Here is a 13016-nt window from a genome sequence, read left to right as displayed (position 1 = left end):
GATGGATGTCACGGAAGTTCTCCTTCAGTGGGGGGAGTTGCCGTGGGGGGCAACGGGCGGGGAGCACCTGGGCCCACTGAAGCGAGAATGGTCTGGACCTGTCAAGGTCTAGACCAAAACGAAGCGCCGGCGCCCCGCCCCGAAGGGTGGTGCGCCAGCGCTCCGTTGAAGGGTCAGCTACCGGCGGAGAGGTTGCCGGCGAGGATCGGGATGTTGTCCAGGATGTGCGAAGCGGTCTCGTCACCCTTGGCCTGGGTGGAGTTCTCCGCGCACTGCTGGTTCTGCGGGTTGGACGCGATCGGGATGTCCTGGACGCCGACGTTGATCAGCGCCAGGATCGACTGGGCGTTGACCTTCGCGGGCAGGCCGACACAGAGCTTGTTCAGGGACCCCTGGATGGCGGCCATCTGCGGGCTCATGGAGCCGGAGGTCTCCTGGTTGCCGTAGAGCTGCGAGGAGTCGTTGCCGTTGACCGTGTTGACGCCGTTGTCGTTGCCGATCGCCATCGCCGGGGAGGCTACGGCGGCACCGGCACCCAGAACGGCTGCGGTGGCGGCTGCGGTGGCCATGAACTTCTTGAGCATGTGGGGGATCCTTCTTCTGTCGCACTGTCGCATGAGATAGCTGCCCTCGGCGGGACGAGCTGCTCAACTGCCGTGGACACCGGGGGTTATCACCCATCACCCGAGTGGCTCAACCTTGCACTCCGCAGGTGCGGTCCGGCATCGGCCGATTGACCGAACGCTGCCGGGCCGGGCGGGCCGGCGGATCCCCCCGCCCCGGGTGCGGCCCTGCGCGTGCGCCCCGGGTTCGCGCCCCGTGCGCCGGGAGGGGGTGCCGACGCCGACGGGATCCGGACCGTGTGCGGTCCCGGATCCCGTCGGCGTCGGCAGGGCGGCGGCGCGACAGCGCGACGCCGCGTCGGTCAGCCGGTCTTGCGGCGGACCTTCTTGTTCTTGCCCCCGGGGTTTCCGCCGGCGCCCTGGATCTTCGCCCGGCTCTGGTGCGCCTGCTGCGACTGGGCATTGGCGGCGTTCCGCTCCAGGGCCTCCTTGAACTTGCGCTTGGCCTCCTCGGCCGGCGATTCGTTCTGCGGGGTGTCTGATTCTTCTGACATGCGTCCTCCTGGAATGTTCTGAAGCCGGTTGCAGTCTGTCAGGTGGTGTTTCCCCTGGCCAACGCGTTCGCGAGAGGCGGCTCCGGACCGGTCTCAGGCGTCCTTCTCCAGGGTCGGGCGCAGCCGCTCCAGCAGGGCGTGGAGCGTCGCGCGCTCGGTGTCGTCCAGGACGTCGAGGGCGCCGTGCGTGGCCTGCATCTCCTCGCGCACCCGGCGGATCACCTCGCGGCCCGCGTCCGTGGCCACGACGTTCTTGACCCGCCGGTCCGCGGGATCGGGCTCGCGGCGCACCAGCTCGCGGGCTTCCAGCCGGTCCACGATCCCGGTCACGTTCGAGGCGTCGCACACCAGCAGGGTGGCGAGGCCGCGCATCGGGAGCGGGCCGTTCAGCTGTGCGAGGACCTTCGCCTGCGTGGACGTGAGGCCGTGGTGGGCGGCGGCCCCCGCGAAATCGCGCCACTGGGCGGTGCCGATCGCGGCGAGCAGCTCCAGGAGCTCCAGCTTGGTCGGGACGGCGTGGGGGGTGGTGGCGCTCATGCCTCGGAGCGTACTCAAGGTGCTTCACATTATCAACCTTTTACTTGACCACCTTAACTATTGAGGTCTACCGTCTGCTGGAGTCGAAGTACTTGATGACGTCAAACATCTGCGATCTGAAGCACTGAGAAGGTCTTCCCTGTCATGAGCCCCACCCCCACTGCCACCACCCGGGCCGGCGGCCACCGGAACGAGACGGTCATCGTCTTCGCGCTGAGCCTGGCCGCCATGGTCGTGTCGATGATGCAGACGCTGCCGGTCCCGATCCTCGGACTGATCCGCAGCGATCTCGGCACCACCACCGCCAACGTCAGCTGGGTGACCACCGCCACTCTGCTGTCCGCCGCCGTCTTCACCCCGCTGCTCGGCCGCTTCGGTGACCAGCACGGCAAGAAGCCGACGCTGGTGGCCGTACTCGGTGTCATGGTCGCGGGCTCCGTCATCGCGGCGCTGGCGTCCTCGCTCCCCCTGCTCCTGCTCGGCCGCGTCCTCCAGGGCGCCGCCACCGCGATCTTCCCGCTGGCGCTCTCCGTGCTGCGCGAGGAGGTCCGCCCGCAGAAGCTCCCCGGAGCGATGGCCCTGGTCAGCGGCACCCTCGCGTTCGGCAGCGGCCTCGCGCTCGTCGCCACCGGCCTGCTGACCTCCGGCAGCGACGCCGACTACCGCAACGCCTTCTGGATGGCCACGGGCTTCGCCGTGATCGCCCTGCTCGCCGTCGTGTTCCTGGTCCCGGCGACCAAGCACAAGACCGGCGGACGTACGGACTTCCTCGGCGCGCTCACCCTGGGCATCGCCCTGCTGCTCCTCCTGCTGCCGATCTCCCAGGGCCACGAGTGGGGCTGGGCCTCCGGCCGTACGCTGGGCAGCTTCGCCGGCGCCGTCGTCATGACCGCCGTCTGGGTGTTCACCGAGCTCAAGGTCCGCGAGCCGCTGGTCGACATGAAGATGTTCGTCCACCGTCCGGTCCTGATGGCCAACCTGGCCGGCATCCTCGTCGGCTTCGGCATGTTCGCGAACTTCCTGGGCGTCTCCTACCTCGTCCAGATGCCCAAGGCCCTGACCGGCTACGGGTTCGACGCCTCCATCCTGCGCGCCTCCGTGGAGTTCCTGCTGCCCGGCGCGATCGTCTCGCTGCTCGCCTCGCCGATCGGCGGACAGCTGGTCCGCCACCGCGGGCCGCGCGCCGCACTGGCCGTGGCAGCGGCCCTCGGCGCCGCCGGCTTCGGCTGGCTGGCCCTGGACCACGGCCACACCGCCTCGGTGATCGGTGCCGGCCTCATCGTCGGCGCGGCCGTCAGCTTCGGCTACGCGGCCATGCCCGCCGTGATCATGTCGAGCGTCCCGCACCACCAGAGCGGCATCGCCAACGGCATCAACTCGATCTCCCGCTCCACGGGCAGCGCGATCGGCAGTGCCATCGTGACCACCATCCTGGCCTCGAAGACGATCGAACACCTCCCGGCGGGTGTTCCCGCGCTGCCGGCCGAATCCGGCTTCACCCTCACCTTCGCCATCGGCGCCGTGGCCTTCGGCCTGGTCGCGGTGATCAGCGGGATCGGCCTGCGCGGGGCACACGGCCCGCGGACAGCCGTCGCCGCTCCGGTGGCAGCCTCGGCCGGGTCCGAGCCCGCCGGGTCCGCGTCCGTGGAATCCGAGCCGGCCGCCGTCGCGGTGACCACCGCGAAGGCCGGCGCCTGACCGGTCCGCACCGGAGCGGCGTCGCGTCGCGCCACCACCGAGCCGCCCCCGGGTCCCGCCGCACACGCGGCAGGGCCCGGGGGCGGCTCTACCCGTTCCACGGCGACGACCTCACCGTGGGCCGAACACCCCGGCCGGCCGTCGGCTGGATAGGCTCGACCGGGCGCGGAAAGGATCTCCCCGGGCCCGGAAGGGTGTCATGACCAGCGAAGAAGCGATCCGGATCCTGCGGGCGGCCGATCGTCCGGCCGCCCGGTGGAAGAACGGCGGGGGCGTGACCCGCGAGATCGCCGCCGGACCCGAGGGCTCCGGGACGGACGATTTCGACTGGCGGGTCAGCCTCGCCGAGGTCGCCGCCGACGGGGCCTTCTCCGTCTTCCCCGGCGTCGACCGCACGCTCACCCTCGCGGAGGGGGCCGGCATGGACCTCGCGATCGGCGGCGTACGACGCCTCGTGGACCGGCGGTACGAGCCCCAGCGGTTCCCCGGGGACGAACCGACGGACTGCCGCCTGCTGGCCGGGCCGGTGGTGAACTTCAACGTGATGTACCGCCGGGGCGCGGTGAGCGCCGACACCGCCGTCGTACGGGGCGACCTCGCGCTCGCCGTCCGGCCCGGCGAGAGCCTGCTGGTCGTCGCCCTGGAGGGGACGGCCGAGGTCGACGGCGTCCCCACCGAACTGGGCCCGTACGACGCCGTGTTGATGACGGGGGAGCGCGACATCGTGCTACGGAGCTTCGGGTGCGCGGCGGTGGTCCGCCTCGCCCGGGTCCCCGGACGGCGGGCCGGGCTCAGCCCGCGTAGGAGGCCATCCGCTCCACGAGGCCCAGGGGGGCGTCGGCCCCGAAGCACAGCTCGAGATTGTCCGCGGACTCGGCGGCCGCGGCCGCCGAGCGCGGGAACAGCGCCTCCTCGTAGGCGGCGAGGGCGCCCTCACGGTCACCGGGGCGGGCCAGGAGGGCCGCGGCGAGCTCGGCGCCGTCGAGCATGGCCAGGTTGGCGCCCTCCCCGGCGAAGGGGGACATCAGGTGCGCGGCGTCGCCGATCAGGGTCACGCCGGGGGTGCGGGCCCAGCGGTGGCCGACGGGCAGCGCGTGGATCGGCCGGCCCACGAGAGGGGCGTCGCTGTCGGCGACGAGCGCCCGCAGTCGCGGGTCCCACCCGGCGAACCGTTCCAGCACGGCCTCCTTCGCCGGGGCGGACCCCACGGCCCAGTCCTCGGCGGTCCGCAGGGCCGCGTAGACGTGCAGGGCGCCGCCCGGCTCCCGGTGGGCGAGCAGTCCCCGGCCCTCGCCGAGCGCGAACATCATCCCGCCGCCGACCAGGGCGGCGCTCGCGGGATGGCGGACGTCGGCGTCGTACAGGTGCGCCTCGGCGAAGGACAGGCCGCAGTACCGGAGGAGCGCGGACGAGACCAGCGGGCGGACCTTCGACCACGCGCCGTCCGCGCCGACGAGCAGGTCCGTGGTGAAGGTGGACCCGTCGGCCAGTACCACCTCGTGGACGCCGTCACCGAGGGCCCGTACCCCGGTGGCCTTGGCGCCCCAGCGGACGGCCCCGGCGGGCAGCGAGTCCAGCAGCAGGTCGCGCAGTGCGGCGCGGTGCACCTCGGGACGGCCGTGGTCCTCGCCGTCCTGCTCGTCGGCGTGTTCGACGTGGACGGCCGCGCGGCTGTCGAGGATCCGCATGGCCTGGCCGCCGGGGAGGACGAGCGCGCGGAAGTCCTCGTGGAGTCCGGCCGCGCGCAGGGCGGCCTGGCCGGATTCCTCGTGCAGATCGAGCATGCCGCCCTGGTCGCGGGCGGTGCGCGAGGCGTCGAGGTCGAAGACGGCCGCCTCGATCCCGTGCAGGTGCAGGACGCGGGCCAGGGTGAGGCCGCCGAGTCCGGCGCCGATGATCGCGATGGGGTGGTGAGTGGTCATGGTGGTCTCCTCGGGTGAGCTCGAGTGCGGGGGAGTGTGGTTGGTGGCGGCGTGCGGGCGGTGGCGGCGTGCGGGTCAGGCGCCGTGGCCGGCGGGCTCGGCCTGCGCGGCGCGCGGCAGCAGCCGCCGGGGGAGCTGTGGGGGCCGGATTTCAGCTACGGAGGACATGGCTGCTCCTGGATCGGGAGGGAGGGGGGGTGAGCCGCGGCGGCTTCCTCCCCAGAAGAACACAATGACTATGAAAGTGCAATCGATACACTTTCATAGTGACTAGGGAGCGGCTCTATGCTGGTCCCATGACGCGCATCGACAAGACAGAGGCAGAACCGGACGGCCCCGGGCGACGCGAACGCAAAAAGGCCGCAACCCGGCAGGCGCTCGCCGACGCCGCGCTGCGGCTCTTCCTGGAGAAGGGCTTCGACCAGGTCAAGGTCGCCGAGGTCGCCGAGGCCGCCGACACGGCACTGACGACCTTGTTCGCACACTTCCCCGGCGGGAAGGAGGCGCTGATCCTGGAGGACGGCGCCGAGCGGGAGGAGTCCCTGGCCCTGGCGGTACGCGGCCGGGCCGACGGGGTGTCGGTCCTGGCGGCCCTGCGCGCGTTCTTCGCCGGCCGCGGCCCCTTCGACCCGAACCCGCCGCCGCAGCTCCTGAGCAAGACGCGGCTCGTCGTCGTCACGCCCGCCCTGCGCGCCTACGCCCGCCGGATGTGGACGGGCTGCGAGGAGGCCCTGGCCCAGGTCATCGCCGAGGAGTGCGGACGCCCGGCCGGGGACGATTCGCTGCGGATCCTGGCCCGCTACGTGCTGGAGATTCCCGACCTGGCGGGCATGCGGCCGGACCCGCGGCGCGCGCTGGACACCGCCTTCGACCACCTGGAGCGGGGCTGGCCCGGGGTGTGATCCGAAGCCCGCTCCGAAGCCCCCTCCGAAGCCCCCTCCGATCCCCCCTCCCAGCAGCCCTCCGAACTCCCCTCTGTGCGCAAAGCGTTGACAAAGTCGTCATCTGCTAGAAACCTGTGGCGCCATGGCCGCATAACTGCGATCAGATCACTCAAAAAATTAATAACGCTACGCAAGTTTGCGGCAGGCGCGGCTGCGTCGGGCCGGGGTCCCCTCATGGAACAGAGGACAGCATGAGATGGAAGCAAAGCGGCCGGCTGATGGTGGCCGGCTCGGTGGTCGCGGGACTGGTGTCGGTCGGACTCCTGCCGGCCACCTTCGCGGCCGCCGCCGGCGGACCCAACATCGCCCTGGGCAAGTCGGTCAGCGCGAGCGGATCCCTCGGCGGATACGGGGCCGCCGGAGTCACCGACGGCAACCAGGGCTCGTACTGGGAGGGGCCCGGCAGCACCTTCCCGACGTGGGTGCAGGTGGACCTCGGCAGCAGCGTCGCCATCGACCAGGTGGTGCTGAAGCTGCCCGCCGGCTGGGAGACGCGCACCGAGACGCTGACCGTGCAGGGCAGCGCCGACGGGAACACCTTCACCACCCTGTCCGCCTCGGCGGGGAGGGTGTTCAACCCCGCCCAGTCCAACACGGTGACCATCGGGTTCACCGCGGCGACGGTCCGCTACGTGCGGGTCAGCGTCACCGCCAACACGGGCTGGCAGGCCGCGCAGATATCCGAGCTCGAGGTGTACTCCGCCAACGGCAGCGGTGACCCCGGCGATCCCGGGGACCCGGGCACGCCCCCCGTCGGCGTGAACCTCGCCAAGGGCAAGCCCATCGAGGCCTCCTCGACCACCCAGTCGTTCGTCGCGGCCAACGCCAACGACGACAGCGTCACCAGCTACTGGGAGGCCGGCGGTCAGCAGTCCACGCTGACCGTGAAGCTCGGCTCCAACGCCGATGTCACCGGAGTGGTCCTCAAGCTCAACCCCGACCCCGCCTGGGGCAACCGCACCCAGAGCTTCGAGGTCCTGGGCCGGGAGCAGTCGGCGAGCGGGTTCACCACGCTGAAGGCCCGCGCCGACTACGCGTTCAGCCCGGGCGGCAACCAGAACACCGTGACGGTCCCCGTCACCGGCCGGCTCGCCGACGTCCAGCTGAAGTTCTCCGGCAACACCGGGGCCGGCGGCGGACAGGCCGCCGAGTTCCAGGTCATCGGCGCCGCCGCCCCGAACCCGGACCTGACGGTCACGGACCTCGCCTGGTCCCCGGCCAGTCCTTCCGAGAGCGACGCCGTCACGGTCAACGCGACCGTCCGCAACGCCGGTACGGTCGCCTCCCCGGCCACCACCGTCAACGTCAGCCTCGAAGGCGCGGTCGCCGGCAGCGCCCCGGTCGGAGCCCTCGCGGCCGGAGCCTCTGCCACCGTCCCGGTCGCCGTCGGCAAGCGCCCGATGGGCAGCTACACCGTCTCCGCCGTCGTGGACCCGGCCGGGACCGTCCCCGAGCAGAACGACACCAACAACAGCCGCACGGCCACCGCGAAGCTCGTGGTCGGCCAGGCACCGGGCCCCGACCTGGAAGCCCTCTCCATCGCCACCAACCCGGCCAACCCGGCCGTGGGCGCCCCGGTCTCCTTCACCGTGGCCGTCCGCAACCGGGGCACCAGCGCGGTGAGCGCGGGCACCGTCACCCGGCTGGTGGCAGGCGCCACCACCCTGAACGGCCCCACCCCGGCGATCGCCGCCGGTGAGACCGTCAACGTGCCGATCAACGGCACCTGGACGGCGGTCAGCGGCGGAGCCACCCTCACCGCCACGGCCGACGGGACCGGCCTCGTCGCCGAGACCAACGAGACCAACAACAGCACCTCCCGCGCCGTGGTCGTCGGCCGCGGGGCGGCGCTCCCGTACACCGAGTACGAGGCGGAGGCCGGCAGCTACACCGGCACCCTGCTGCAGAGCGACGCCAAGCGCACCTTCGGGCACACCAACTTCGCCACCGAGTCCTCGGGCCGCGAGTCCGTACGCCTCTCCTCGGCCGGCCAGTACGTGCAGTTCACCTCCACCAACCAGGCCAACTCCATCGTCGTGCGCAACTCGATCCCGGACGCCGCGAACGGCGGCGGCGCCGATGCCACGATCAGCCTGTACGTCAACGGCAGCTTCGCCCAGAAGCTGAACCTCTCCTCGAAGCACAGCTGGCTCTACGGCAGCACCGACAGCCCCGAGGGCCTGACCAACACCCCCGGCGGGGACGCCCGCAGGCTCTTCGACGAGTCGCACGCCCTGCTCGCGCAGAGCTACCCGCCCGGCACCACCTTCCGCCTCCAGCGCGACGCGGGCGACACGGCCTCGTACTACGTCATCGACCTGATCGACCTGGAGCAGGTGGCCCCGGCGGCGGCCAAGCCCGCCGAGTGCACCTCGATCACCGACTACGGCGCGATCCCGAACGACGGCATCGACGACACGCTCGCCATCCAGAAGGCCGTGACCGCAGACCAGAACGGTCAGATCGCCTGCGTCTGGATCCCGCAGGGCCAGTGGCGCCAGGAGCAGAAGATCCTCACCGACGACCCGCTGAACCGGGGCCAGTTCAACCAGGTGGGCATCAGCAACGTCTCCATCCGCGGCGCGGGCATGTGGCACTCCCAGCTCTACACCCTGACCGAGCCGCAGAACGCAGGCGGCATCAACCACCCGCACGAGGGCAACTTCGGCTTCGAGATCGACGACAACACGCAGATCTCCGACATCGCCATCTTCGGATCGGGCCGGATCCGCGGCGGGGACGGCAACGCCGAGGGCGGCGTGGGCCTGAACGGGCGCTTCGGCAAGAACACGAAGATCACCAACGTGTGGATCGAGCACGCCAACGTCGGTGTCTGGGTCGGCCGCGACTACGACAACATCCCGGCCCTGTGGGGTCCCGGCGACGGCATCGAGTTCAACGGCGTGCGGATCCGCGACACCTACGCCGACGGCATCAACTTCGCCAACGGCACCCGCAACTCCACCGTCTTCAACTCCTCCTTCCGCACGACCGGTGACGACGCCCTCGCGGTGTGGTCCAGCAAGTACGTGAAGGACCAGTCCATCGACATCGGTCACGACAACCACTTCCGCAACAACACGATCCAGCTGCCCTGGCGCGCCAACGGCATCGCCATCTACGGCGGTTACGGCAACACCATCGAGAACAACCTGATCTACGACACCATGAACTACCCCGGCATCATGCTGGCCACCGACCACGACCCGCTGCCCTTCTCCGGGCAGACGCTGATCGCGGGCAACGGCCTCTTCCGCACCGGCGGCGCGTTCTGGAACGAGGACCAGGAGTTCGGCGCGATCACCCTGTTCCCGTCGAACCTGCCCATCCCGGGTGTCGTCATCCGCGACACCGACATCCACGACTCCACCTACGACGGGATCCAGTTCAAGACCGGCGGCGGGGTCATGGCCGACGTCAAGATCACGAACGTGACCATCAGCAAGTCCAACAACGGGTCCGGAATCCTGGCCATGGGCGGAGCGCGCGGCAACGCCACCCTGTCCAACGTGACCATCACCGGATCCGCCCAGGGCAACATCCTGATCGAACCCGGATCGCAGTTCCTGATCAACGGCGGCTAGGCCGCCGCCTCCACGAAGGCAGGCGGGTTCACCGCCTGCCGAGCTTGATCCACCTCGCCGTACCGGGAACCCCCTTCGCGTCGAGGAGGAACAGCATGTAGTACCCGGGCGGGGCGTCGGCCGAAGTGGCCGGCGCCCGCAGTCCGATCGTGCGGCCGCGGACGCCGGTCATCCGCAGCTCCAGATGGCGCTGGCTGGTGTTCACCGCATGGGTGACGGTGGTCGGCGCCAGCAGCACGGCCCGCCGTACGCCGACGGCCGTCGAGCTCTCCACGGAGAACTCCGCGCCGTGGGCGATCTCGCCCGCCGGGACCCGGTCCAGTACGGGCCGGGCGCCCCGGTGCAGGTAGGCGGGCTCGTAGATCTCGATCGAGCCGTCCATGCCGTCCTTGATGTCCGGGTCGTTGGCGATCTGCTGGAGCTCGTCCCCGGTGACCATGACCCGGCCGTCCGGCAGCACCAGGGCGTTGGAGTGGTAGCCCCGCGGCAGCCGTTGGGCCGGCCCCAGCCTCCACCGCCCGTCGGCGCCCCGCAGTTCGGTCCGGCGGAACTTCAGGTCGGCCTTGGGATTGAACGGCCCGAACCCGTAGTCCCGGGTGTCCTTCGCCCCGTTGACCGTCAGCAGCGTGCTGTCCGGCAGGATCAGGGTGTCGTCCTGGGTCCGGCCGAAGGCGCGCGGCTCCTCGGTGGTCCAGGCGCCGCCCGACAGCCGGTAGGTGTTCGGGTCGAGCGGATCCCCGCCCAGCACCAGCACCGAGTCCGGTCCGTCGAACCCCGCCGGCAGCGGTACGGCGGAGCCGTAGCCCCGGAAGTCGGCGGGCCGCCTGGGCAGGTCCGTACGGGTCTGCGTGCGGGTGTCGAAGAGCCACTGCTGGTCGGCGTCGCGCCCCAGGCCGTAGATCTTGCCGTCGCGCAGCGAGAACAGGTGCGGGTAGTCGTTGCGGAACGGCGCGTCGAACCGCATCCGCTGCACGGGGGCGTCCAGCGGGATGTCGTACGGGCGCCAGGGCACCGGCTGCCCCGGCGCGGGGAACCGCTCCACCACCGGGGTGGGCGTCCCCGTGCCGCGCTCCGACTGGCCCGACATGATGATCTGGCGGCCGTCCGCGCCGGTCACCACCGAGGGGTACCAGCGGCCCACCGCCATGTCGCGGTTGCGGTACCAGCCCTCGGTCCACGGGTCGAAGACGAAGGACAGCTTCGCCCCGCTGCCGCCCTTGCCGCCCGTGTTGCCGCCGAACACCCCGAGCATCCCGTTGGGCAGGAAGGAGTGGCCGGCGCAGAAGAACGGCGCCGGGCGCGGCGCGTGCGTACCGTCGGGCATCAGCACGACGGGCGGGGTGACCTTCCGGAACGCCCGGGCGCCGGTCCCCTTCGCCGGATCCCACAGGTAGGCGCGGCCCGCGTTCGCCGGTCCGATCCGGTCCGTGGGGCCGGTCTCCTTGGTGGGGTCGGTCTCCACCCGCGAGAAGGAGAACAGCAGCACCTTGCCGGTCGGCAGCAGCGCGACGTGCACGCCGAAATCGGGGGAGGGGAAGTACTCGGCGAACCGGCCCGAGACGGCCGCCTCGACAGCGGCGTTGGACTCGCGCTGCGATGCGGCGAGCGCGGCCAGGCTGGCGCTGCGCCGGGCCTGGGGGTACTCCACGGCGCCCTTGGCCGCCCGGCGGAGCTCGGCGTGGGCGCGCGCGTGGCCGACGCCGATCACGGCGGCCTCGGCCGTGTCGGTTCCGCCGACGGTTCCGCCGGCGGTGCCGCCGTCCGTGCCGTGTCCCGGCGCCCCCGCCGCGGGCGGTGCGGTCGACAGGATCAGGGCGCAGACCACCGCGGTCGCGGAGAGCAGGGCGGACCGGTGCAGGCGGCGCATGGGGCTCCTCGGCGCGGGCGGTTCCGTAGGCCGCTCATCATAGGAAATACCGGGAGGAACAGGACGGTCCGACGTGCTCCGTATTCCGCCGATGAGCCGTTCGGCCCTGCCCGCAGCCGTGCCCGAACGTTTCTCCGGTGAAAGGGCCCGGCCATCGGAGTGAGGCCGCGCACCCGTTCACCGATCGGCGCGGTACGGAGCGCTTCCATGGCCGGGTGATCACAACACTGCGCACCGCGCTCGGCGCCGTCCTCGCGACCGGCGGCCTCCTCGCCCTCCTGCCCGTCTCCGCCGCCGGAGCGGCGGGCAGCCCCGGCGCACCCGCCGCGCCGGAGGACCGGGTGACCGTCGACGTCGCGACGGTCAACGGCTCGGGCTGCCGGCCGGGCAGCGCCACCGTCGCCGTGGCCGAGGACAACTCGGCCTTCACCGTGACCTACAGCGAGTACCTGGCCATGGCGGGCGGGAACAGCGCCCCGACCGACGGCCGCAAGAACTGCCTGCTCTCCCTGCTCGTCCACGTCCCGCAGGGGTACACCTACGCCGTCGCCCAGGTGGACTACCGGGGATTCGGCAGCCTCCAGCAGGGCGCGATCGGCACCCAGAAGGCCAGCTACTACTTCCAGGGCATGAAGCAGACCGACTACCGCACCCACAAGTTCCAGGGCCGGCTCGACGACAACTGGCAGGCCACCGACACCACGGGCATCGAGGCCCTGGTCTTCGCCCCCTGCGGAGAACAGCGCAACTTCAACATCAACACCGAGCTGCGCGCCGAGGTCGGCACCTCGGACCCGTCGACGACCAGCTACATGGCGCTCGACTCCACCGACGGCAGCATCAACAGCGTCTACCACTTCTCCTGGAAGAAGTGCCAGGCCCGCTGAGCCGGCCCCTCCCCACGGGCGGCCGTGCGGGGCCTCCGCTCAGGAGTCCCCCCGCGCGGCCGCCTGCCGCTGCCGCTTGCTCAAGGGGGCCAGCGTGAGGTCCTGGGCCTGCGAGCTCATGCGCTTGAAGCCGTACCCGTGCTCCGTCAGCCAGGTCTCGGCCGCGAGCTCGGCGTGGGCGGTCGCGTCCAGGATGTCCTCCTCGGCCTCGCCCTCCGCCAGGAACCGGAAGGTGAAGAAGGGCCGGGCCGCCACGTCGTACGTGAGGTGCCCCTCGGGAGTGAACTCGGCCGTCAGCATGTCGTGCCCGGCGGCGTCCGCGAGGAGCGCGGCACGCTGCTCCTCGGTGAGGCCGTCGAAGGACCCGCGGACGGTGATGCGGAAAGTACGGGTGCTCATCCCCTCACCCTAGGCCGCCCCCCGAGCCGTCCGCACCGGGATTTCCCGGGGCCCGCCACTC

10 protein-coding genes and 1 pseudogene are annotated in these 13016 nt (G+C 71.5%); 5 read left to right on the top strand and 6 right to left on the bottom strand.

Going from position 1 to position 13016, the window contains the following annotated elements; all coding sequences use genetic code 11:
- Nucleotides 1-173: 173 nt before the first annotated feature.
- The 3 genes from OG435_RS03030 to OG435_RS03020 form a co-directional block, all read right to left on the bottom strand.
- Nucleotides 174-584 (bottom strand): rodlin, encoded by a 411-nt coding sequence (locus tag OG435_RS03030; protein WP_266875141.1) that lies wholly within the window; start codon nt 582-584, stop codon nt 174-176.
- Between the two features lie 341 nt (nt 585-925).
- On the bottom strand, nt 926-1117 hold the full coding sequence (locus OG435_RS03025) for a DUF5302 domain-containing protein (protein WP_243333056.1): 192 nt from the start codon (nt 1115-1117) through the stop codon (nt 926-928).
- 93 nt (nt 1118-1210) lie between these two features.
- Nucleotides 1211-1654 (bottom strand): MarR family winged helix-turn-helix transcriptional regulator, encoded by a 444-nt coding sequence (locus OG435_RS03020; RefSeq protein ID WP_266875140.1) that lies wholly within the window; start codon nt 1652-1654, stop codon nt 1211-1213.
- Nucleotides 1655-1798: 144 nt separating this feature from the next.
- On the opposite strand from OG435_RS03020, the gene OG435_RS03015 reads away from it, so the two are divergent.
- Together OG435_RS03015 and OG435_RS03010 are read left to right on the top strand one after the other, a co-directional pair.
- Nucleotides 1799-3352, top strand: a complete 1554-nt coding sequence (locus tag OG435_RS03015) for an MFS transporter (RefSeq protein WP_266875139.1) — start codon at nt 1799-1801, stop codon at nt 3350-3352.
- A 199-nt stretch (nt 3353-3551) separates the two neighbouring features.
- Nucleotides 3552-4070: pseudogene (locus OG435_RS03010) on the top strand (HutD/Ves family protein); the annotation flags it as partial.
- Between the two features lie 73 nt (nt 4071-4143).
- Here OG435_RS03010 and OG435_RS03005 read toward each other — a convergent pair.
- The gene (locus tag OG435_RS03005; RefSeq protein ID WP_266875138.1) at nt 4144-5274 is read right to left on the bottom strand and encodes an FAD-dependent oxidoreductase; all 1131 of its coding nucleotides are present in this window, start codon (nt 5272-5274) and stop codon (nt 4144-4146) included.
- A gap of 296 nt (nt 5275-5570) precedes the next feature.
- Here OG435_RS03005 and OG435_RS03000 point away from each other — a divergent pair, with 296 nt between their 5' ends.
- A complete protein-coding gene (locus OG435_RS03000; protein WP_266875137.1) occupies nt 5571-6176 on the top strand; it encodes a TetR/AcrR family transcriptional regulator in 606 nt (201 codons plus the stop codon).
- Nucleotides 6177-6409: 233 nt separating this feature from the next.
- Nucleotides 6410-9802 carry a CARDB domain-containing protein gene (locus OG435_RS02995; RefSeq protein ID WP_266875136.1) on the top strand — a complete coding sequence of 1131 codons (3393 nt, stop codon included), beginning with the start codon at nt 6410-6412 and terminating at the stop codon, nt 9800-9802.
- Nucleotides 9803-9830: 28 nt separating this feature from the next.
- On the opposite strand, the gene OG435_RS02990 is transcribed toward OG435_RS02995, so the two are convergent.
- Complete coding sequence (locus tag OG435_RS02990; protein WP_266875135.1) at nt 9831-11669, bottom strand: glyoxal oxidase; 1839 nt, start codon at nt 11667-11669, stop codon at nt 9831-9833.
- Nucleotides 11670-11884: 215 nt separating this feature from the next.
- On the opposite strand from OG435_RS02990, the gene OG435_RS02985 reads away from it, so the two are divergent.
- Nucleotides 11885-12556, top strand: coding sequence for a DUF4360 domain-containing protein (locus OG435_RS02985; RefSeq protein ID WP_430625565.1), 672 nt, complete (start codon nt 11885-11887; stop codon nt 12554-12556).
- A 39-nt stretch (nt 12557-12595) separates the two neighbouring features.
- On the opposite strand, the gene OG435_RS02980 is transcribed toward OG435_RS02985, so the two are convergent.
- Nucleotides 12596-12955 carry a DUF6204 family protein gene (locus tag OG435_RS02980; protein ID WP_266875134.1) on the bottom strand — a complete coding sequence of 120 codons (360 nt, stop codon included), beginning with the start codon at nt 12953-12955 and terminating at the stop codon, nt 12596-12598.
- Between the last annotated feature and the right edge of the window lie 61 nt (nt 12956-13016).

Origin of the sequence: Streptomyces sp. NBC_01264, assembly GCF_026340675.1 — a bacterium.
Taxonomy (GTDB): Bacteria; Actinomycetota; Actinomycetes; order Streptomycetales; family Streptomycetaceae; genus Streptomyces.
This window is presented reverse-complemented; position numbering and strand designations above follow the sequence as displayed.

Bases quoted from the DNA above. Each gene is read 5' to 3' on its own strand.
- OG435_RS03030 (WP_266875141.1), bottom strand. From the start codon at position 584: ATGCTCAAGAAGTTCATGGCCACCGCAGCCGCCACCGCAGCCGTTCTG.
- OG435_RS03025 (WP_243333056.1), bottom strand. From the start codon at position 1,117: ATGTCAGAAGAATCAGACACCCCGCAGAACGAATCGCCGGCCGAGGAG.
- OG435_RS03020 (WP_266875140.1), bottom strand. From the start codon at position 1,654: ATGAGCGCCACCACCCCCCACGCCGTCCCGACCAAGCTGGAGCTCCTG.
- OG435_RS03015 (WP_266875139.1), top strand. From the start codon at position 1,799: ATGAGCCCCACCCCCACTGCCACCACCCGGGCCGGCGGCCACCGGAAC.
- OG435_RS03005 (WP_266875138.1), bottom strand. From the start codon at position 5,274: ATGACCACTCACCACCCCATCGCGATCATCGGCGCCGGACTCGGCGGC.
- OG435_RS03000 (WP_266875137.1), top strand. From the start codon at position 5,571: ATGACGCGCATCGACAAGACAGAGGCAGAACCGGACGGCCCCGGGCGA.
- OG435_RS02995 (WP_266875136.1), top strand. From the start codon at position 6,410: ATGAGATGGAAGCAAAGCGGCCGGCTGATGGTGGCCGGCTCGGTGGTC.
- OG435_RS02990 (WP_266875135.1), bottom strand. From the start codon at position 11,669: ATGCGCCGCCTGCACCGGTCCGCCCTGCTCTCCGCGACCGCGGTGGTC.
- OG435_RS02980 (WP_266875134.1), bottom strand. From the start codon at position 12,955: ATGAGCACCCGTACTTTCCGCATCACCGTCCGCGGGTCCTTCGACGGC.